The sequence below is a fragment of the Paenarthrobacter sp. NPDC057355 genome (assembly GCF_042667405.1).
Lineage (GTDB): Bacteria > Actinomycetota > Actinomycetes > Actinomycetales > Micrococcaceae > Arthrobacter.
Genome location: NZ_JBHVAL010000019.1, coordinates 1 through 21,745 on the forward strand (window position 1 = coordinate 1; position 21,745 = coordinate 21,745).

15 protein-coding genes and 1 tRNA gene are annotated in these 21,745 nt (G+C 63.7%); 9 read left to right on the forward strand and 7 right to left on the reverse strand.

The features are described from left to right. Window positions 1–41: 41 nt before the first annotated feature. The 3 genes from ACFUOZ_RS17610 to ACFUOZ_RS17620 form a co-directional block, all read right to left on the reverse strand. Window positions 42–117: transfer RNA gene (locus ACFUOZ_RS17610), tRNA-Lys, on the reverse strand. Window positions 118–234: 117 nt separating this feature from the next. Continuing rightward, window positions 235–1,386: a PQQ-dependent sugar dehydrogenase gene (locus tag ACFUOZ_RS17615; protein WP_377550468.1), complete on the reverse strand. Its 1,152-nt coding sequence runs from the start codon at window positions 1,384–1,386 to the stop codon at window positions 235–237. 37 nt (window positions 1,387–1,423) lie between these two features. After that, a complete protein-coding gene (locus ACFUOZ_RS17620) occupies window positions 1,424–2,365 on the reverse strand; it encodes a hypothetical protein (RefSeq protein ID WP_377550470.1) in 942 nt (313 codons plus the stop codon). A gap of 174 nt (window positions 2,366–2,539) precedes the next feature. On the opposite strand from ACFUOZ_RS17620, the gene ACFUOZ_RS17625 reads away from it, so the two are divergent. The 9 genes from ACFUOZ_RS17625 to metG all read left to right on the forward strand — a co-directional run bounded on the left by ACFUOZ_RS17625 (window position 2,540) and on the right by metG (window position 16,362). Further along, complete coding sequence (locus tag ACFUOZ_RS17625; RefSeq protein ID WP_377550472.1) at window positions 2,540–3,472, forward strand: LysR family transcriptional regulator; 933 nt, start codon at window positions 2,540–2,542, stop codon at window positions 3,470–3,472. 104 nt (window positions 3,473–3,576) lie between these two features. Continuing rightward, window positions 3,577–5,295, forward strand: coding sequence for a dihydroxy-acid dehydratase (ilvD, locus tag ACFUOZ_RS17630; RefSeq protein ID WP_377550474.1), 1,719 nt, complete (start codon window positions 3,577–3,579; stop codon window positions 5,293–5,295). A gap of 287 nt (window positions 5,296–5,582) precedes the next feature. Next, window positions 5,583–7,487 carry an acetolactate synthase large subunit gene (locus ACFUOZ_RS17635; RefSeq protein WP_377550476.1) on the forward strand — a complete coding sequence of 635 codons (1,905 nt, stop codon included), beginning with the start codon at window positions 5,583–5,585 and terminating at the stop codon, window positions 7,485–7,487. Between the two features lie 2 nt (window positions 7,488–7,489). Beyond that, window positions 7,490–8,002: an acetolactate synthase small subunit gene (ilvN, locus tag ACFUOZ_RS17640; RefSeq protein ID WP_021470923.1), complete on the forward strand. Its 513-nt coding sequence runs from the start codon at window positions 7,490–7,492 to the stop codon at window positions 8,000–8,002. 80 nt (window positions 8,003–8,082) lie between these two features. Continuing rightward, window positions 8,083–9,108 carry a ketol-acid reductoisomerase gene (gene ilvC, locus ACFUOZ_RS17645; protein ID WP_377550479.1) on the forward strand — a complete coding sequence of 342 codons (1,026 nt, stop codon included), beginning with the start codon at window positions 8,083–8,085 and terminating at the stop codon, window positions 9,106–9,108. Between the two features lie 296 nt (window positions 9,109–9,404). Beyond that, a complete protein-coding gene (gene serA / locus ACFUOZ_RS17650) occupies window positions 9,405–11,000 on the forward strand; it encodes a phosphoglycerate dehydrogenase (protein WP_377550481.1) in 1,596 nt (531 codons plus the stop codon). Between the two features lie 205 nt (window positions 11,001–11,205). After that, window positions 11,206–14,016: an FtsX-like permease family protein gene (locus tag ACFUOZ_RS17655; protein ID WP_377550483.1), complete on the forward strand. Its 2,811-nt coding sequence runs from the start codon at window positions 11,206–11,208 to the stop codon at window positions 14,014–14,016. Then, a complete protein-coding gene (locus tag ACFUOZ_RS17660) occupies window positions 14,013–14,768 on the forward strand; it encodes an ABC transporter ATP-binding protein (RefSeq protein ID WP_377550485.1) in 756 nt (251 codons plus the stop codon). Before ACFUOZ_RS17655 ends, ACFUOZ_RS17660 begins: the two co-directional genes overlap by 4 nt. A gap of 34 nt (window positions 14,769–14,802) precedes the next feature. Beyond that, window positions 14,803–16,362 (forward strand): methionine--tRNA ligase, encoded by a 1,560-nt coding sequence (metG, locus tag ACFUOZ_RS17665; RefSeq protein WP_377550487.1) that lies wholly within the window; start codon window positions 14,803–14,805, stop codon window positions 16,360–16,362. 119 nt (window positions 16,363–16,481) lie between these two features. Here metG and ACFUOZ_RS17670 read toward each other — a convergent pair whose 3' ends face one another. The 4 genes from ACFUOZ_RS17670 to ACFUOZ_RS17685 all read right to left on the reverse strand — a co-directional run bounded on the left by ACFUOZ_RS17670 (window position 16,482) and on the right by ACFUOZ_RS17685 (window position 21,723). Next, a complete protein-coding gene (locus ACFUOZ_RS17670) occupies window positions 16,482–18,857 on the reverse strand; it encodes an ABC transporter permease (RefSeq protein WP_377550489.1) in 2,376 nt (791 codons plus the stop codon). Window positions 18,858–18,941: 84 nt separating this feature from the next. Beyond that, window positions 18,942–19,736, reverse strand: a complete 795-nt coding sequence (locus ACFUOZ_RS17675; protein ID WP_377550491.1) for an ABC transporter ATP-binding protein — start codon at window positions 19,734–19,736, stop codon at window positions 18,942–18,944. A gap of 86 nt (window positions 19,737–19,822) precedes the next feature. Continuing rightward, window positions 19,823–20,536: a response regulator gene (locus ACFUOZ_RS17680; protein ID WP_377550493.1), complete on the reverse strand. Its 714-nt coding sequence runs from the start codon at window positions 20,534–20,536 to the stop codon at window positions 19,823–19,825. Window positions 20,537–20,538: 2 nt separating this feature from the next. Continuing rightward, a complete protein-coding gene (locus tag ACFUOZ_RS17685; RefSeq protein ID WP_377550495.1) occupies window positions 20,539–21,723 on the reverse strand; it encodes a sensor histidine kinase in 1,185 nt (394 codons plus the stop codon). Window positions 21,724–21,745 lie beyond the last annotated feature (22 nt).

Sequence of the window (21,745 nt, forward strand, 5' to 3'; positions counted from 1 at the left end):
AACTCAAGACCCCGTAGATCTCGAACTCCAGGGTCTTTCTTTGGTGCACCCCCCGGGACTCGAACCCGGAACCCATTGATTAAGAGTCAATTGCTCTGCCAGTTGAGCTAGAGGTGCAGCTGTTGATTTCGATCAACCCTGGGGCTTTTCTTTCCCCGGCGATCTCCGCAACGACATGTAACTCTACACGACTTGGCCCGAAGTGTGAAATCGGCCCTGCGTGGCGGTCTTATCTCAAGACTTGCTCCGCAAAATCAGCGCAAAGTCGGGGTTCTGGTTGTTGCTGAGCACCCAAAGATCACCGTTTGGAGCCTGGGCAACGTCCCGTAGGCGCCCGTATTCCCTTGTGAAATAAGCCACAGGCGTGCCGGCTGTTTCGTCGTTCAAGGGAACTGCCCAAAGACGCTGGCCCCGCAGCGCCCCCGTGTAGGCCACCCCGTCCACGATTTCCAGTCCGCTCGGAGAAGACTCGGCGGTAGAGGGCCAAACGACCTTCGCGTCGATGAAGCCGTCCCTGCCGGGCGCCCCGGTCACCTGGGGCCATCCGTAGTTGCCCCCTGGCGTGATCAGATTCAGTTCATCATCAACGTCCGGGCCAAATTCACTCGCCCAAAGCCTTCCGGCGTTGTCCCATGCCAACCCTTGGACGTTCCGATGCCCATAGCTGTACACGGGGTTGTCCCCGAAGGGGTTCCCGGGCGCTGGCCGTCCATCAGGAGTGAGGCGGAGGATCTTGCCGCCCAAGGTTCCCTTGTCCTGGGGTTGCTCGCGCCGCTGGGAATCTCCAGTACCGACATAGAGCATTCCGTCCGGGCCGAATCGGATACGTCCGCCGTTGTGGGTGGAAGCCTTCGGGAGGCCCTGGAAGATCACCTCCGGTGCGCCGAGGCCTAATTCTCCTGACGCGCCCTCGGTTACCTGCATTCTGGCAATCCGGTTGTCATTGGCCGAAGTGAAGTAGGCATACAGCCGGCGATCTTCTGCGAATGAGGGGGACAGGGCCAGGCCCAGCAAACCGCCCTCTCCGCCAGGAACGACGCCGGACACCTTGCCCAGTACGGCTGCCTTCCCGTCCTTGATCGCCACGACGTTGGCCGAATCACGTTCGGACACCAATGGCGTACCGTCCGGCAGGAAGACGACCGACCAAGGCAGCTGCAGGCCGGCGTCGAGCTTTTCGATGAGTTCAAGCGCCGCTGGAGATGCCTGCGACCCCTGGCCGCTTCCTGTATTGAGGGATCCGGAACCGGTCGGGTTTGGAGTAGCAGCCGTGCCCGGGGAGGACGTGCTTCCGGTGCACCCGGCCAGTGCCATCGTCACGGCAACGGCGAGGGCGGCCAGTTGTCCTGCTACCCGGTGTCCGCCCGGGAGCGCCTGCCTGCCCATGACTTTGCGGGTGCCTTTGGGGTGCCGGGTAACCAGCTCAGTGCCTGCTCCGCCGCGGCGGCCGGAACCCGGCTGCCTCAGCGTGCGCAGCCGAGATGAACCACACGTCTGCTTCGACGTCGTCGTAATCCGCGGCGTCCTCATCGTGGTAGGTCATGGTGGCCGCGATGGCCTTGACGGGGTGGCCGTCGCGCGGGGTGCTGGAGGAGCCTGTGCCGTAGGGCTCTTCTGCTGCGAGGTGTCCGGTCGGCGATGCGGAGTCTCCGGTGGGGGCGGAGTCTTCTGCTGCGGCAGTCTCGGCGCCGGGCAGGGTGGGGGAGTGCCGGTCGGTGTATTCGTGGTGGTGGACAGGGCCGCCCGCCGCGTCCGTCCACGAGGATTCCCATTCGGCCTTGTCGGCTGCCTCGTTTGCCTTAGCAGTGTCGCGGGCCACAGTGTCGCGGACCCCGGTGTCGTCGGCCCTGGTGTCCTCAGCCCGCGTAACGTCGTCCGCTGTTGGGGAGCCCTGCCAATCGTCCACATCGCCGGGGTCTACGTCGGCGGAGTGCAGTTTCGCTTCCGTGTCCACCACGGGTTCAGCAACCACCGGCTCGTCCACCACCGGGGCCGCAACGACGGGTTCCTCAACTGTCAGTCCCGGGGTCGCGGACTCCCCGGAACGCACTTCCGGTTCCGCGGCAGGCGCGGGCTCAAATTCCGGTTCGTCTGCCGGTGGTTCAGCAACGTCTTCCCGGCGGACGGATTCGTCTCCGGTGGGGCCGCTGCCCTCGGCGGCTGCCTTGCCCAGGTTGGTCACTCCGGCGAGTCCGGCTACGCCTGCGCTAACGGCACCCGGATCCGGTACGGTCCCGGTGTTGGTGGGCTCCATGGCGGCGGGAGCTTGGCTTCCGGTGGAATTTGGGGCTTTGTTGCGGCTCATGAGCCACCAAACAATCGCTACGACCAAAACAATGACAATGACCCAAATTAACCAATCCATGGCGGATGCCCTTCTGCTCACAGGGGTGCAGTACGTGGTATTTCCGACGTTACGTGCCTGCTAATGGGCTGTCCAGCGTTTGGGCGGCCGGTCCCGAAATTCGTCAGACTGCTTAGTAGGAGATGGCGGAAATTACTTTGCAGCGAATTCCGAGACTTCACCTACTCTGGCTGCATGGACTTCAAAAGGCTGCAGATTCTGCGCGAGTTGGCAGACCGCCAAAGTGTGGGTGCCACAGCAGATGCCATGAATGTCACTGCCTCCGCGGTTTCACAGCAGTTGAAGACCTTGCAGGCGGAATTGGGCGTGAGCCTGGTGGAAAAGGTGGGCAGGGGAGTGCAACTCACCGAAGCCGGACAAGCCATGGCAGCCGCGGCGGCGGAAATCGCTACAGCCATGGCCCGGGCCGAGTCCACAGTGGACAGCTATCGGCGGGGCTGGCAAACACACGTATCAGCGGCATTCTTTCCCAGTGCCGCCGAGATGCTGCTGCCGGGGATGCTGCATCGGGTGCAGGCCGTTCAGGGGCTGGGCTTCGATGCCCACTTCGAGGACCCGGGCACAGCGCACTTCGCACCCTTGGTGGCCGATTACGACATCGTGCTGGCCCACAGCGTGGACGGGCCCGGAGTTTTCGCCAAGCGGGGACTCGCAGTCATACCGCTGCTGGAGGAAGCCCTCGACGTTGCCATGCCTGCCGGACATCCCCTGTCGGCCAAACAAGAACTGACTCCGGACGACGTTGTGGGCCATCCGTGGATCGGCGTACCGGAAGGATTTCCCTTCGACGCCGTTCTTCGCCAAATAGAAGTCCACGCAGGCAAGCAGGCCACGCGGGGCCAGCGCTATCCGGACCTGCGGGTACTTGAGGCGCTGGTCGTGGCAGGTCACGGCATCTGCCTGCTGCCCCGGTACACTGCCCGCGCCAATGCCCGCCGGGGTCTGGTCCTCCGGCCCTTGACAGGCGTGAAGGCGAGCAGGAGCATCGTTGCGCTCGCGCGGCAGGAGGTGGCCGCCCGTTCCACCATTGCCGGAGTTTTGGAGATGCTCCAAGCGGAGGCTGCCGGGATCGCCGGCGAGTTGGACGACGCGCGTTCCTCGGACTGAACCCGTGGGACGAAACTCCCACTCACCCCGCAATATTAGGCAGGCGCTGCTTAACCCGGCGGGGAACAAGGCTTCATGGCCCCTGGTGCACATAGACTTTGGACATGACCGACACCAGCACTGCTCCAGAGAACGCGCCGGACATCAAACCCCGGAGCCGGGCCGTCACCGATGGCATCCACGCAGCTCCCGCCCGCGGCATGTTCAGGGCGGTGGGCATGGGCGATGACGACTTCGCCAAACCCCAAATCGGCGTGGCCAGTTCGTGGAACGAAATCACCCCTTGCAACCTTTCCCTCAACCGCCTTGCGCAGGGCGCCAAAGAAGGCGTCCACGCAGGCGGCGGGTTCCCGATGCAGTTCGGCACCATCTCCGTGTCCGACGGAATCTCCATGGGTCACGAGGGCATGCATTTCTCGCTGGTCTCCCGCGAAGTCATTGCCGACTCCGTGGAGACCGTCATGCAGGCAGAGCGCATTGACGGCTCCGTGCTGTTGGCCGGCTGTGACAAGTCCCTTCCGGGGATGCTCATGGCCGCTGCCCGCCTGGACCTCGCTTCTGTTTTCCTCTACGCCGGATCGATCATGCCCGGTTGGGTCAAGCTCGAGGACGGCTCGGAGAAGGAAGTCACCCTCATTGACGCGTTCGAAGCTGTAGGAGCCTGTGCAGCGGGCAAGATGAGCATGGAGGACCTCACCCGCATCGAAAAGGCCATCTGTCCGGGCGAAGGCGCTTGCGGCGGCATGTACACGGCCAACACCATGGCGTGCATCGGAGAGGCACTCGGTATGTCCCTTCCCGGGTCTGCCGCGCCGCCGTCGGCAGACCGCCGTCGTGATGATTTCGCACGCAAATCCGGCGAAGCGGTAGTGAACCTGCTGCGCCTGGGCATCACGGCCCGCGACATCATGACCAAGAAGGCCTTCGAGAATGCCATTGCCGTCACCATGGCCTTCGGCGGCTCCACCAACGCAGTGCTCCACCTGCTTGCCATCGCCCGCGAGGCCAACGTGGAACTGACACTCGATGACTTCAACCGGATCGGTGACCGGATCCCGCACCTGGGCGACCTCAAGCCTTTCGGCCGCTACGTCATGACCGACGTCGACAAGATCGGTGGCGTGCCGGTCATCATGAAGGCACTGCTCGACGCCGGGCTGCTGCACGGCGACTGCCTCACCGTGACGGGCAAGACCCTCGCCGAGAACCTCGCCTCGATCAACCCGCCGGACCTCGACGGCAAGATCCTGCGTGCGCTGGACAACCCCATCCACAAGACCGGTGGCATCACCATCCTGCACGGTTCGCTGGCTCCGGAAGGCGCCGTTGTGAAGAGCGCCGGTTTCGATGCCGACGTCTTTGAGGGAACAGCGCGCGTGTTCGAGCGCGAGCAGGGTGCGCTGGATGCTTTGGACAAGGGTCAAATCCACAAGGGAGATGTCGTGGTGATCCGCTATGAGGGTCCCAAGGGCGGGCCGGGCATGCGCGAGATGCTTGCCATCACAGGCGCCATCAAGGGCGCCGGCCTCGGCAAGGACGTCCTGCTCCTGACTGACGGCCGCTTCTCAGGAGGCACCACCGGTTTGTGCATCGGCCACGTCGCGCCGGAAGCGGTCGACGGCGGTCCCATCGCCTTTGTGAAGGACGGCGACCGCATCCGCGTCGACATCGCTGCCCGCTCGTTCGACCTCCTGGTGGACGAAGCCGAACTCGAGGCCCGCAAAGAGGGCTGGCAGCCGCTGCCGGCAAAGTTCACCAAGGGCGTCCTGGCCAAGTACGCCAAGCTTGTCCACAGTGCCTCCACGGGGGCTTACTGCGGATGATTTCCTGCACGTGACTCCGCTCCGCCCGAGGAGCGGAGTCCGGCAGGCGGACATCGCTGTCCAAATAGTGAGATACGATGGTGCTCAATTGACACGTATCTCACTTTGAGGGAACACTGAACGCATGATCACATTCGTTACCGTCGGCGTCGTCGTCCTTACCAAGCGCGTGGCTTAGCCCGACTGGTAACGAACCGTCACGCGCAAACCCCTCGAAGAGCCGGAAGGCTGAGGGGTTTTTTTATTTGCAAGACCCACCATTTGTAGATCCACTAAGGAAGAGTCCGATGAGCAAAGGATCGCCGATCAGCCCCTCGCTGATGGCTGCAAAGTCCACTGGAGCCCCCAAGGCTCCGGAAAAGGTCGACCGCACGGCTGAGGCCGTCGTCGTCGACGCTGCTGCACCTCTCTCTCCTGTACTTGGGCCGAACAACGTTGTACCCCCAACGGTGATGACCGGCTCGCAAGCAATTGTCCGTTCGCTCGAAGAACTCGGCGTGGACGATATTTTCGGTTTGCCCGGTGGCGCGATCCTGCCCACCTACGACCCCTTGATGGCCTCCAGCATGAATCACATCCTGGTCCGTCACGAACAGGGAGCCGGCCACGCCGCGCAAGGCTACGCCATGGTTACCGGACGGGTTGGCGTTTGCATCGCCACCTCGGGCCCCGGTGCCACCAACCTCGTTACCGCCATCATGGATGCCCACATGGACTCCGTGCCGATGGTGGCCATCACCGGCCAGGTCTCCAGTGGAGTCATCGGCACCGATGCCTTCCAGGAAGCCGACATTGTGGGTATCACCATGCCCATCACCAAGCACTCGTTCCTGGTGACCGACCCCAACGACATCCCGCATGTCATGGCGGAGGCCTTCCACCTGGCTTCGACCGGCCGGCCCGGTCCCGTCCTGGTGGACATCGCCAAGGACGCCCAGGTGGGCCAGATGACGTTCTCCTGGCCCCCGAAAGTGGATCTGCCCGGATACCGTCCCGTGGTCCGCGGCCACAACAAGCAGGTGCGTGAGGCTGCCAAGCTGATCGCTGCTTCCAGCAAGCCTGTGCTGTACGTCGGTGGTGGTGTGGTCAAGGGCCACGCCTCCGCAGAGCTCATGGAGCTCGCCCTGGCAACCGGCGCTCCCGTGGTCACCACCCTCATGGCCCGCGGCGCATTCCCCGACTCCCACCCGCAGCACGTTGGCATGCCCGGCATGCACGGGTTGGTTTCGGCCGTAACGGCACTTCAGCAGGCTGATCTGTTGATCACCCTCGGTGCCCGGTTCGATGACCGCGTCACCGGTGTCCTGAAGACCTTTGCGCCCTTTGCAAAGGTCATCCACGCTGACATCGACCCCGCCGAAATCTCCAAGAACCGGACGGCGGATGTCCCGATCGTGGGCTCGGTCAAGGAGATCATCCCGGAACTCACCGAGGCCGTGAAGACGCAGTTCGAACTGAGCGGTGCACCGGACCTCGACTCCTGGTGGGCCTTCCTGGGCAACTTGCGCGACACCTACCCACTGGGCTGGACCGAGCCCGAAGACGGCCTGAGCGCACCGCAGCGCGTGATCAAGCGCATCGGTGAACTGACCGGGCCCGAAGGCATCTACGTTGCCGGCGTGGGCCAGCACCAGATGTGGGCTGCCCAGTTCATCAAGTACGAGCGTCCGCACGCCTGGCTGAACTCCGGCGGAGCAGGCACCATGGGCTATTCCGTCCCTGCCGCCATGGGCGCCAAGGTCGGCGAACCGGACCGCGTGGTCTGGGCCATTGATGGCGACGGCTGTTTCCAGATGACCAACCAGGAACTGGCCACCTGCGCCATCAACAACATCCCCATCAAGGTAGCCATCATCAACAACTCTTCGTTGGGCATGGTCCGCCAATGGCAGACCCTGTTCTACGAAGGCCGCTACTCCAACACGGACCTGAACACCGGCCATGACACCATCCGGATTCCGGACTTCGTCAAGCTGGCAGATGCCTACGGCTGCGCCGCACTGCGTTGCGAGCGTGACGAGGACATCGACGCCACCATCCAAAAGGCCCTCGAAATCAACGACCGCCCCGTGGTCATCGACTTCGTGGTGAGCCCCAACTCGATGGTCTGGCCAATGGTGCCCGCAGGCGTCAGCAATGACCAGATCCAGGTTGCCCGCAACATGACCCCGGAATGGGAAGAAGAGGACTAGGCATGACCCGTCACACACTGTCCGTTCTGGTAGAAGACAAGCCCGGCGTACTGACCCGAGTGGCCAGCCTCTTTGCCCGGCGTGCGTTCAACATCAACTCCCTGGCTGTGGGACCCACCGAGGTTCCCGGCATGTCCCGCATGACAGTGGTCGTCGACGCCGACGGCGACTTGATCGAGCAGGTCACCAAGCAGCTCAACAAGTTGGTCAATGTGATCAAGATTGTTGAACTGACTTCTGAATCTTCCGTACAACGCGACCACATCCTGGTCAAGGTACGTGCGGATGCCGCGACACGTCTGCAGGTTACCCAGGCTGCAGACCTGTTCCGTGCCGCCGTCGTCGACGTGTCCACAGACTCGTTGGTGATCGAGGCAACCGGTACCCCCGAGAAGCTCGCCGCACTGCTGTCAGTGCTCGAGCCATTCGGCATCCGTGAAATCGTGCAGTCCGGCACCTTGGCCGTTGGACGGGGATCCCGCTCCATGAGTGACAGGGCGCTTCGCTCCGCGTGAGCCATGCCTACGCGGGCAGTGCCCAGTACCGCAGCACCACAATCAATATCTAAGAAATCCACTCAAGAGGAGTTACGCAAGTGACTGAAATGTTCTACGACGACGACGCAGACCTGTCGATCATCCAGGGCCGCAAGGTAGCCATCGTTGGCTACGGCTCCCAGGGCCACGCCCACGCGCTCAACCTGCGCGATTCCGGCGTCGAGGTTGTCATCGCGCTCAACGACGGCTCGAAGTCGGCCGCAAAGGCCGAAGACGCAGGCTTCACGGTCAAGAACGTTGCCGACGCCGCCGAATGGGCCGACGTCATCATGATCCTGGCACCAGACCAGCACCAGCGCTCGATCTACAACGACTCCATCAAGGACAAGCTGACCGAAGGCAAGGCTCTCGCCTTCGCGCACGGCTTCAACATCCGCTTCGGCTACATCGAAGCTCCTGCCGGTGTCGACGTCATCCTGATCGCTCCGAAGGCGCCCGGCCACACCGTGCGCCGCGAATTCGAAGCCGGCCGTGGCATCCCGGACATCATCGCCGTCGAGCAGGACGCTTCCGGTTCCGCTTGGGACCTGGCGAAGTCCTACGCCAAGGCCATCGGCGGCACCCGCGCCGGCGTCATCAAGACCACCTTCACCGAAGAGACCGAAACCGACCTCTTCGGCGAGCAGTCCGTCCTCTGCGGCGGTGTCTCCCAGCTCGTCCAGTACGGCTTCGAGACCCTCACCGAGGCCGGCTACCAGCCGCAGATCGCATACTTCGAGGTTCTTCACGAGCTCAAGCTCATTGTTGACCTCATGTGGGAGGGTGGCATCGCCAAGCAGCGCTGGAGCGTTTCCGACACCGCTGAGTACGGCGACTACGTCTCCGGCCCGCGCGTCATCACCCCCGAGGTGAAGGAAAACATGAAGGCTGTCCTTGCGGACATCCAGAACGGTGCATTCGCCAAGCGCTTCATCGACGACCAGGACAACGGCGCAACCGAGTTCAAGGAACTCCGCGCCAAGGCTGAGAAGCACCCGATCGAAGAAGTTGGCCGCGAACTGCGCTCCCTGTTCTCCTGGCAGCAGCAGGACGCCGACTACGTCGAAGGTTCCGCAGCCCGCTGATTGCCCACTGCCCAGCAGTGATGCACCAGCACTGAGCACCGACGCCCGCCCGGCAAGTTACAGCCGGGCGGGCGCCGCTGTTTTCCGCTCCGTTTCTCCACCGAATTGCCCGTCCGGTGGAGCTGTGAACTTCTTCACATCGCCTCCGGTCCGGGCGTAACATCGCTCCCCGGCTGGCGGAAACACCGCCCGGATTCGATATTCTGGGCTGGTCCCGGCGCCGCGCCGTGCCCCGGGCCACGCATCCGCTCCTTGTCCAGTTCTGTCCCACGTTCTCCAAAGTAAGGTGCCACCCCGTGTCAGCCAGCAAACCCGTTGTCCTCCTCGCTGAGGAACTTTCGCCCGCAACAGTCGAGGCACTGGGCCCGGATTTCGAAATCCGCCAGACCGACGGCGCCGACCGTTCCCAGCTGCTGTCTGCCATCGCCGACGTCGACGCCATCCTGGTCCGCTCCGCCACCCAGGTTGACGCCGAGGCCATCGCCGCGGCCAAGAACCTCAAAGTCATCGCCCGTGCCGGCGTCGGCCTGGACAACGTGGACATCAAGTCCGCAACGCAGGCCGGTGTCATGGTGGTCAACGCACCGACCTCCAACATCGTCTCGGCTGCTGAGCTCACCGTGGGACACATCCTTAGCCTCGCCCGCCACATCCCGCAGGCCAGCTCGGCGTTGAAGAACGGCGAATGGAAGCGCTCCAAGTACACCGGCATCGAACTCTTCGAGAAGAAGATCGGCATCATCGGACTGGGCCGCATCGGCGCTTTGGTGGCAGCACGCCTCCAGGGCTTCGAAACTGAAATCCTGGCCTACGATCCCTACATCACCTCGGCGCGGGCAGCGCAGCTGGGCGTCAAGCTGGTCACCCTCGATGAGCTTTTGGAGAACTCGGACTTCATCACCATCCACATGCCCAAGACGCCGGAGACGGTCGGCATGCTGGGGGCCGACGCCTTCCGGAAGATGAAGGAATCCGCCTACGTCATCAACGTCGCCCGTGGCGGCCTGGTGGACGAAGAAGCACTCTACGTTGCCCTGAAGGAAGGCCAGATTGCTGGTGCAGGCGTGGATGTCTTCGTCAAAGAGCCCAGCACTGACCTGCCGTTCTTCGAACTGGACAACGTTGTCGTCACCCCGCACCTCGGTGCCTCCACCGACGAAGCCCAGGAAAAGGCCGGCGTGTCCGTTGCCAAGTCGGTCCGCCTGGCCCTGGCCGGCGAATTGGTGCCGGATGCCGTGAACGTCGCCGGCGGGGTCATTGCCCCCGACGTCCGTCCGGGCATCCCGCTGATCGAAAAGCTCGGCCGCATCTTCACCGCGCTCACCCACGCATCGCTGACGCAGATCGACGTTGAGGTGGCCGGTGAGATCTCCGCCCTGGACGTCAAGGTGCTTGAGCTGGCAGCGCTGAAGGGTGTGTTCGCCGACGTCGTCACTGAGCAGGTTTCCTACGTGAATGCCCCGGTGATTGCCGAGCAGCGTGGGATCAACACCCGGCTCATCACCACTGCAGAGGCCGAGGACTACCGGAACGTCCTGACCATCCGCGGAGCGCTCAGCGACGGTTCACAGATCTCCGTAGCCGGTACCCTCACGGGTCCCAAGCAGGTGGAGAAGCTGGTGGGCGTCAATGGCTACGACGTCGAAATCCCCATCAGCGAGCACTTGGTCGTGGTGGCTTACGCTGACCGCCCTGGCGTGATCGGCACCATCGGCCACATCCTTGGCATGAACAACATCAACATCGGTGGGATGCAGGTGGCCCGCCAAACTGAAGGCGGCCAGGTCCTGGCGCTCCTGACCATCGACAGCTCCGTTCCGCAGCAGGTACTGGAGGCCATCAAGGCCGGTATCGGTGCCGAAATGGTCCGCGAAGTGGACCTGGAAGACTGATCGACATCAGCTGAAGATCGCGTGCCGGCGACACACCCATGGCACGCAGAAGTGGCCGGTCTGCTTACAATGGCTGGGTCCGGGATTCGGACCCGGCAGCAGGCCGGCCACTACTTTCAGCACATTCAGCCCGGTATTCCGCTGTGTTCTTTCAGGAATCCCGGACAACGTGTGCGCGCCCGCTATCAAGGTCCCAGGGAGCCCAATGAACGCCGTCCAAAGGTTCATCAGAAGCCGTGTGCTGCTGCTGACCGCGGCCATTTTGATCGTCGCCATGTGCTTGTCCGTCCTAGTCCAGAGCCAGTCGCAGGCGGCTCTGAACAGGACAGTGGACGAGAACTCGCGGGGACTCTACGACATCCTGGTCCAGGCGAAGCCGGACCAATCACAAAATGGCGACGGCGGTGCATTGATCCAGCCGGAAATCGCCAACGGCCAGGGCGGGATCAGCTTCGACCAGCTGGAGAAGATCCGCGGAATGGGCCAGACTGCCGTGGCAGCGCCCATCAGCCTGGTCTCGCGGGTATCGCAGAACCTGGAAGCCCCCCGCCTCAACGCAATGGACTACCTGGGCTACAACGCGGGCCTCGCCGGTGCGGTGACCGCCGGTGACCCTTCAGCCATGGATTCCAGCAAATGGCCGGCAGCCGAGTCAGTGTTCTCGGAGTCTCCCAAGAAGTACCGCTTGACTGCGTCGGCCACCAGCTCGGACGGAGTCAAGGAGCAAACGCTCTTCAAGACCAGCGCCGAAGGTACCCTCGGTAAGGGGCGCCTGGTAAAGGAGCAGGCTGCAGGTGGCAGCAACGTCCGCATCGCCGGTCCCGAGGGTGAAACAGGTATCAAATTCCCGGCTCCGGCCCTGGGCTCCGAGCACAACCTCTTCAATCTCTCAGTGGCGCTTCCCCTGGCGCCCGAGGTAAACGAGTCCGTCGTCGCCGTCGACCCTGCCGCCGAAAGGGCACTGCTGGGTTCCGCGGGAGACTTCCTTGCGCCGTTGGAGAAGGCCCCGCCGGCAGACGCCCGCGACGCCGGCGCGATCGGCCGCCATTTTGAAAGCCTTTTCACCACGGGCCTGAGCATGCAGCAACTGGAAGAGGGCCCCGATTTCCTCGGCGTGAAGCTGAAGTATTGGGCACCGCTGATGACGCAGTACCAGCAAGCCAAACGCGACGGCCAGCTGACCGCTGATTCGAAAGCCATTCCGCTGATTGTCCGCACGGGCACCTCGCTGGACCTGAAGTACTCGGTGAAAATCGAGGAACTCGATTCCAGCGGCAAGGTGGTCAAGGACGTGGGTACCGTCACCCGGTCCCTGGACAAGGACTACCTGCCCTTCGTCTCCAAGTCTCCGTTCGCCCTTGAATGGCCCGGCTCCACTGACCACAGCCAGCTCCTGGGCAGCACCGCAGCCTTCAGCCAGGGTCTCTACAACCCGGCAACGTGGAGCACCGCCTTCGCGGCGGCGCCGCAGTACAAGGACGGCGACGAAGCCGCCAACGGCGCTTCCGACAAGAGCGCGACGCCGGGTGACTGGGTCACCGTCAACCGTTTGCCGGAGAAGTCCTCCTTCGGTGCCGCAGTGGACCAGACCCAGCGCAAGCCCGTGGACGAGCGTTCGTACCGCAAGGACCTCGAGACGGGTAAAAAGCCTGCCGCGCCCCTGCCCATGGTGTACGGCACCTTCGACCCCTCCGCGGTCCAGGCTGCTGCCGGCGACGTCAACAAACTGCCCTTGGGCGGTTACGACCCCACGCCCATGACGCTGATCAAGGACGCCGAAGGCAAGGACGTCGCCGAAGCTCAGCTGAAGCCCTCGCTCAGCGCAACGGGCCTCGTGAGCCAGTCCGCCGGTGCCATCACCGACTACTACGGTCTTGCAGCAGCGCGTGGCTATGACTCCAACGCGAATGTGATCGACGCCGTGCGGGTCCGCGCCAACGCGGCCGGCAACTGGAAGACCGCACAGCCCGAGGTCGAGAAGCTGGCATCACAGATCCGTGACCTTGGCCTGGAAGCTACGGTTGTGGCAGGTTCCGCACGTGAAGACGCCAACATCTTCGTGCCGGGATACAGCAAGGACGACGCCGGCAAGGAGTCTCCGCTGGGCACGATCCAGCAGTCCTGGGTCCGGCAGAACGCGGCCGACGCCGTGTCGGGTTCCTTGACCGGAACAAACATCACCCTGCTCTTCCTGACACTGCTCGGCGCCACCCTCCTTACCGGAGCGTCCACCGTCAGTTACATCCGCCAGCGCCGAAGCGAGGCAGGAATCCTCCGCGCCATGGGCTGGACGCAAAAGCGCATCCGGTCCTGGGTACTGGAAGAGTTCGCCGTTGGTGCTGCCGCACTGGCCGCGGCGGGTGTCATCCTGAGCTTGCTGAGCTGGAATATCGCTACTGTCGTCGTCTCGGTGACCATGCTGGTCATCTACAGCGCTGCGGCCCTGCTGGCGGCCCAGCAGTTGCGCCACCGCGTCGTGATCGACCAGGAACCCCAGCATGACGAGCGACTGGTAACGGTTGACTCGCCGTTGACGTTCGCCAACAGGCAGCTGACCACCAACCGGTTCAACTCCATTTCCCTTGCCGTGGCTGTCGGCGTTTTCGGCGCTGCAGTAGGTGCATTGATCGCCTTGCTGATCGACATCCCACGCGCGGCAGGTGCCAGTGCCCTGAGTGGCCTGGCAGCGGCCAGCATCGCCCTGCCGAGTGTCACCCTTGCGGTCTTCGGCGTGGTCGTCGGCCTCCTGTTGACCCTGGTCACCGGAAGGTTCGAGCTCCACGCCAAGCGCGAGTACCTGGGTACATTGCGGGCCATGGGCTGGAACCCGGACATGCTGGGCCAGGTCCGGTTCTTCGAAAACGCACTTGTCGGCACGGTGGCACTTCCGCTGGGTGTCCTCGGTGCCCTGGGGCTTGGGTTGCTCCTTGCCCCGTACGCCGCGCTATGGGCCGGTCTTGCCGGTCTGCTGGCCGTAATTTGCTGGATTCCCATTGCAACGAAAGTAGTCAAATGACTGACAACCTCAACCCCGAGCTGAAGGCCACCCCGGAATCAACGGAAGAGTCGCTGCAGACCCGCGCCAACACCATCGTGAGGGCTGCTGACCACGCAACCCCCTTGGAACTGAGCCGGGTCACCATCCACTACGGCGGCGATAAGGGCGGCGCGGAGGAAGTCGACGTCGTCGATGACTTCAACCTCACCCTGCACGCAGGCGAGATGCACTGTGTCGCCGGCCGAAGCGGCTCCGGCAAGACCAGCATCCTGACGGTGAGCGCGGGACTGACGCTGCCGACGTCGGGCAAGGTCTTCTGGGAGGGCCAGCCCTTGGACGGCATGGGCGACGACGAAATCGCCGACCGCCGCCGGGCACTGATCGGCTATGTGGACCAGGGCGGTGCTTTGATCGATGGCATGAGCGCCTTGGAGAACGTGCTGCTTCCCGCTGTCCCGGATGGCGAAGTTGAACAGCGCACCGAAATGGCAAAGGACCTTCTTGACCTGGTGGGCCTGGGGCGCCGCATGCGCCACCGCCCGGCCCAGCTGTCCGGTGGTGAGCGCCAGCGTGTAGCGATCGCGCGTGCCCTGATCCTGGGCACCCGTGTGCTGGTGGTGGACGAACCCACGGCAAGCCTCGACCGGGCAGCAGCCAACCGCATCATCGGCATCCTCAAGGACACCACCAGCGATGGCATCGCCGTACTCGTTGCGTCACACGACCACGAGCTGGTCCGGCTCAGCGATACGCTGACGGAACTTAACTAAGCTATTTCATTCGAAAAAAAGGTAACTTCTTAGAGTGACGTCTCCAGAGAAATCCCCGTTCTACATCACCACCGCCATCAGCTACCCCAATGGTGTGCCGCACATCGGCCACGCCTATGAGGTCATTGCCACTGATGCCATGGCACGCTTCAAGCGCCTTGACGGCCACGAAGTGTTCTTCATGACGGGGACGGACGAGCACGGCCTCAAGATGCAGCAGTCCGCGGAGAAGGAAGGCATCTCCGCCAAGGAGCTGGCCGACCGTAACTCCGCAGCGTTCAAGCAGATGAGCCAGGACCTGGGCATCTCCTACGACCGCTTCATCCGCACCACGGACCAGGACCACTACGCGGCCTCGCAGGCCATCTGGAAGAAGATGGAAGCCAACGGCGACATCTACCTTTCCAAGTACGAAGGCTGGTACTCCGTCCGCGACGAGGCTTACTACGTCGAGGACGACACCGTGGTGAAGGAAGACGGCCTCCGCTACTCCAAGGAAACCGACACCCTGGTCAGCTGGACCGCGGAGGAAAGCTACTTCTTCCGGCTCTCCAACTACCAGGAAAAGCTTCTGGCACTCTACGAAGAACAGCCTGAATTCGGGGCTCCGCAGTCACGCTTCAACGAGGTCATCAGCTTTGTCAGGCGCGGACTGGAAGACCTGTCCATCAGCCGTACCACCTTCGACTGGGGTGTTCCGGTTCCGGGCGATGCGAAGCACGTCATGTACGTGTGGGTAGACGCCCTGACCAACTACCTCACGGGCGTTGGCTACCCGGACATCGAGTCTGAGTCCTTCAAGAAGTTCTGGCCCGCGGATGTGCATGTAATCGGCAAGGACATTTCGCGCTTCCACGCGATCTATTGGCCCGCGTTCCTGATGAGTGCCGGACTGGAACTTCCCCAGCGCGTCATGATCCACGGCTTCCTGACCAACAACGGCGTGAAGATGTCCAAGTCCTTGGGCAACGTCGTGGCACCCCAGGACTTCGTGGCGCAGTACGGACTGGACCAGTGCCGTTACTTCTTCCTCCGCGAAGTTCCCTTTGGTGCTGACGGAAACTATAACCACGAAGCCATCGTGGGCCGGATGAACGCGGACCTCGCCAACAACTTTGGCAACCTCGCCCAGCGTTCCTTGTCCATGGTGGCGAAGAACTGCGATGGACAGGTCCCGCAGCCTGGCACCTTTACTCCCGAGGACGAAGCACTCCTTGGACAGGCAGGAGCTTTGCTGGAGACTGCCCGCAGTGCCTTCGAAAAGCAGGAGTTCAGCAGGGCACTTGAGGCCATGTGGACGGTTTTGGGTGATACGAACGCCTACTTCGCCGAGCAGGCTCCGTGGGTGCTGCGGAAGACTGACCTCGAGCGCATGAACACGGTCCTGTACGTCACGTTGGAGGTCGTGCGGATCATTGCGATCCTCGCCCAACCGGTGATGCCGTCGTCGTCGGCCAAGCTTTTGGATGTCCTGGGACAGCCCGAAGGTGACGCCCGCCAGTTCTCCGCCATTGCCACGCCACTGGTTGCGGGCACGGAGCTGCCGGCGCCCGCGCCGGTCTTCCCGCGCTACGAAGAGCCGGCCGAGGCGTAAGCCCCACACGCTCTCTCACGTAATACCAACAAAAAAGAAACGCTCTCCCACTTCCCGCCGGATTCGGCGGCAAAGTGGGAGGGCGTTTTCTTGTAAGGCCCGGGAATGTGAGTGAGGAATCAGGCGGTGGCCAGGCCCTCGACGGGCGACAAGCGTGCCGCGCGTCGTGCCGGGATGACCGACGCCAGGAGCCCTGCCACGACTGCCACGCCAAACACGGCAGCCAACTGGAGCCAGGGCACTGTGGGAACCACGGTGGCCATGCTACCCAAGGTTGCCTGCGCGCCGAGCCATCCGTACACAATCCCCATGCCGGCGCCCATGACGGCGGCAACACCTGCAACGAGCACGGCCTCGATGGCCAGCATCCCGCGCAGCTGTCCTGTCGTAAGGCCGAGGGCACGCAGCAACGAGTTCTCGCGCGTCCGCTCCAGGACCGAAAGGGACAGGGTGTTGGCCACGCCGATCAGGGCAATGACGACGGCGACGCCCAGGAGGCCTGTGACCACCAGCAACAGGACATCGATAATGCTGTTGAACGTCACCCGTTCGATGGCGGCGCCACTGACCGTTCGTTCGTGGACTCCCAACGCCGAAGCCATGTCCTTTTGGATGGCCTGGACGCGGTCACCGGAGACGGAATCGTCCAGTTTCACCCAAACCATGCCCGGGGTTTCCGGCAGGGGACCGGCGGTGATGCTGGAGGACTCCAGGAAGGCCGGGACGTGCGCCGTCCGTAGGACCTTCGCGTTGAGTGTGACGTTGCCGCCGGCTGTCGTCATGCTTGCTGCACCCCGGGGCGAGCCCTTGGGCAGGTAGACCGTTCCGGGGACCGGTCTCAGGTTGTTATCGCGCAGTACTGACGCGGCATCGCCGGCGGACAGTCCATAAACGGTGGTGTCGTCACCGGTCGTTTCGTTATGGATCGTCCCGACGGGCTGCAGCAGGACGGCGGCGCTGACGCCGTCGAGCCTTTTGATCCGGTTGATCGCCTGCGCGGTGTCTGCTGAGCCGGCCGTCTGCGCGGCGAGGTCCACGGGGTATTTCTCGGCGAGTGTGTCGTTGAACGCATGGCGGGAGGTAGCCGCGCCGGTCATCATGAGGGAGACCAGTGTGACTCCGATCAGCAACGCCGCGGCGGTTGCCGAGGTGCGGGCGGGATTGCGCGTGGCGTTGACCGCCGCCAGCTTGCCCGGAACACCGGCCGGGGCCGTCAGACGGCCTGCAAGGGCAACGACTCCGGGAATGAACAGAGTGGAACACAGGAGGATGCCCACGAAGGAGACGGCACCGCCCAGCAGGGCAACTTCAAGGACCACGTTGATGCTGCCGTACACCAGCAGCGCGGTGCCCCCAGCAAAAGCGACCAGGCCCAAGAGCAGCCGGACCCTGCCGCGGCGGTTACGCACCGAAGCGTCATCGGCGGGCCGCAGCGCGGCAAGAGGCGCCACCGCGGTGGCGGCCTTCGCCGGGACCAGCGCCGCGACGACGGTCAGCAACGTCCCGGCTACCAAACCGGCAATGATGGCCGACGGCGGTACGGCCAACGTGGCGAAGGCCTGCTCGGGTTGTGACTTGGCCCAGGCGATCAGCGCGGACATCAAACCCGTCGCGGCCAGGACGCCCAACACCGAGGAAACCACTCCGATGACAAGCGCCTCAAGCATCACCGAGCCACGGATCTGGCCGCGCCCTGCGCCCAGGCACCGCAGGAGCGCCAATTCCCTCGTCCGTTGGGCCACCAGGACCGAGAACGTATTCGCCACCACCAATGTGGAAACAAGGATGGCAATGCCGGCGAAGGCTAGAAGGACAATTGTCAACTGGTCCCCGCCGCTGAGCATGGCCACCGTCGAGGTCACTTTTTCCTGGGCTGTTTCCAGGACGGGATCCACGGCCCCGGCGGCCTCCATGCGGTGGCCGATGTAGTCCTTGGCGGCGGAAACGTCTTCGCCGGGCTTGAGGGCAAACTGCAGGCCGGAGTATCCCGCCCCGGCGTCCTGGACTGCGTTCAGGACAGACTCTGAAGAAAGCAGTTGGGCCGATGAAGAAGAGAAGGGGTCGTTGGTGGCCTGGATCAAGCCCGAGATAGTTACTTTGGCGTTCTTGACCGGACCTCCGCCGTGCAGTTCCAGCGTGCTGCCTACTGCCAGGCCAAGGTGCTCGGCAGACTTGACGTCTATGGCCGCTTCCAAGGCGTTGCCGGGCATCGAACCGGAGGCGAGCACGGCACTTTCAAGCGAGGCCGGCGCAGTATTGCGCAGCTTGCCGTATTGCTCACCGCCACCGGCCTCAAACGTCACGTAGGTTGAGCGTTCGGCGTAGCTGGTTTCTACGGCCGGGGAGGAAGCGGCGGCATCCACCGCTGCTTGGGAGAAGGCCTCACCGCTCTTGGACGTAGCCACCAGATCGGCCTTGCGGTAGGCCTCTCCGATGCTGGCGCCCAGCGAAGCGTTGGTGCTTGCGCCCACCATAAGCGTTGAAGAAAGGAACATGACGGAGAGCATCACGGCAAGCCCAATGGCTATGAAGCGCCGGTAATGGGTTCTCAACTGGGAAAGGGCAACCCGCAACATGCCTCAGGCCCCCAGCTTGCCAAGGGCCGTCAGGACGGAGTCCGCCGTGGGCTGGTGGATTTCGCCCACCAGGCCGCCGTCGCTCATCAATACCACCCGGTCTGCGTATGATGCCGCCACGGGATCGTGGGTGACCATGATGATGGTCTGGCCCATCTCCAGGCTGCTGCGGCGCAGCAGCGCCAGAACCTCGCCGCCGGCTTTGGAGTCCAGGTTGCCTGTGGGTTCGTCACCGAATACGACGTCGGGACGCGTCAGCAGCGCACGGGCAACCGCCACGCGTTGCTGCTGACCGCCGGACAGCTCGTGGGGGCGATGCTTCAATCTGTCCTTCAGCCCAAGGGTGGTAGCGACGGTATCCAGCCATCCGGCGTCGGCCGTGGTTCCTGCCAAGGCGAGCGGAAGCGTGATGTTCTGCTCGGCCGTCAGGGTAGGCACCAGGTTGAAGGCCTGGAAAACGAAGCCGATCCGTTCCCGTCGAAGCGCTGTGAGCTGGCGGTCGTTGAGTCCGGTGATCTCGGTTCCACCCAGGAGGATGCGGCCGGAGTCGGCAGTATCCAGCCCCGCCAGGCAGTGCATGAGCGTGGATTTGCCCGAACCGGAAGGACCCATGATGGCCGTGAACTTCCCGGCGTCGAAACTTACCGATACTTCGTTCAAGGCGGTCACACTGGTGTCAGCGCGGCCGTAGCTCTTGGTCAGGTTGAAGGCCTCGACGGCGGGACGGGCCTGTGCAGTGTCCGATCCCGCCTGATGGCCGGTTCCGGGAGGGTGGGGGAGAGGCGTGAATGTCGTCATGGTTCCACGCTATGGTCGGGCCTATGCCTGCGGGATCGGGCTGCGGACCCATTGTCGCCGGCGGGTGCTCATACCCAGGTCTGAGTCTAGGTCCCGGGAGACACAACCCCGGTCTCGTAAGCAATGACTACCACCTGGACCCGGTCCCTGGCGCCCAACTTGGCCAGGATATGGCCAACATGTGTTTTCACCGTGGCTTCGGACAGGAAAAGCCCCGCTGCGATTTCCGGATTCGACTTACCCTGCGCGATGAGCTGGAACACTTCGCGCTCGCGGTTCGTGAGGGTCTCGACGGCGGCCGCGTGCTCGCTCTGTTCGGGGGTCTGCGTCCTGAGCAGGGGCGCCACGTGGTCCAGCAAGCGGCGGGTGGTCGAGGGCGCAATGACCGCGTCGCCCCGGTAGACGGTGCGGATGGCTTCGAGCAGTTCTTCCGGCGGGGCATCTTTCAGGAGGAACCCGCTGGCACCGGCCTGGATGGCTGCAAGCGCATACTCGTCCAGGTCGAAGGTTGTGAGGACCACGATCTTGATGTCCGCGCGTTGTGATCCCACTGGTTGGGCCGCTGCCTGTTCCAGGATGCGGCGGGTGGCTTCAATACCGTCCATACCGGGCATGCGGACGTCCATGAGGACCACATCGGCGGTGGTGGCACTGAGCGCCTGGATGGCTTCGATCCCGTTGCCTGCCTCAGCCACCACGTCGAGATCGGGTTGCGAGTTGATGAGCATGCCAAGGCCCGAACGGACCAGCTGCTGGTCATCGACGAGGGCAACCCGGATGGGTGCGGGCAGTTCGGGCATTGCTAGGCCTCCGAATAGGGAATGAATGCGGACACGCGAAAGCCGCCGCCTTGTTCGGGGCCGGCTGTCAAGGAACCATCGTAGAGCGAGACCCGCTCAGCCATTCCCCGCAGCCCGTTGCCGCCACCGGCTGCCGGCGGATCGGCAGCGGCGCCCCGGCCGTCGTCGACGATGTCCAACTGCAGGCCCCGGGCCTGCCAGCTCAGCGTCAGGTTTGCCGTGGCTTTTGGCCCGGCGTGCTTCATGACGTTGGTGAGGGCCTCCTGGATGATGCGGTACGCGGTGAGTTCCGCTCCGGCAGGAAGGGCGCGTCGCGGTGTGCCTACTTGCTGGTAAACCACTTGGAGAGTAGCCGCGCGGAAGCCCAGGAGCAGCTCATCCAGGTCCGAAAGCCTGGGCTGCGGACGCGTGGGGGAGTCGCCGTCCGAGCGCAGGATGCCCAACAACCGCCGCATCTCGCCGAGCGAGTCCCTGCCCGTGGCGGCGATGGTGGCCAGGGCTTCGGTGGCGAGTTCAGGTTTCGCAGCGGCCGCGTACCTTGCGCCATCGGCCTGCGTGATGATGACAGACAGCGAGTGCGCCACGATGTCGTGCATCTCCCGGGCTATGTGGGAACGTTCGTCTGCGGCGGCCAGTTTCCGCTCCTGCGACTGCTCCACTTCCATCCGGCGGGTGCGGTCCTCGAGGGCTTGGAGCTGGAGCCTGCGAACGCGGGTGAGGTCACCGAGCGTCCAGCTCACCAGGACCAGCATCCAGATCAGCACAGTGTAGAGCGCCCCGATGGTCAGGCCCATGATGCCCGACTCCACGCTGCCTGTGTACTCGCGCGTTGTCAGCATCACGCCACCGACAAGGCCGGCCACCAAGACTGTGCGGCTGGCCCACGTCGGACCGTAGGCGGCAGTGGCGTAGATGACCAGCGGGACAGCGATCTGGCCAGCCACGGGTTCAGCGCCCACCGCCCACTGGATGAGGCACACAAGGATCACGACGCCGGCGGCCACGGCAGGGCGGGTCCGTCGCCACGCGAGGGGCAACAGAAGGCCGCAGGACAGGAGGAACAGCCAAGGCCGGTCGGCGAGAAGGTAGACGGGGCCGAAGAGCAGGATGAGCAGGCACGTTGCCGTCAGGTCCACTTTGAAGCGGTTGATCCGGAACCATTCATATACTGCGTGCCTTCTGTCCACGCTAAGACTCTATGCGTTGTCT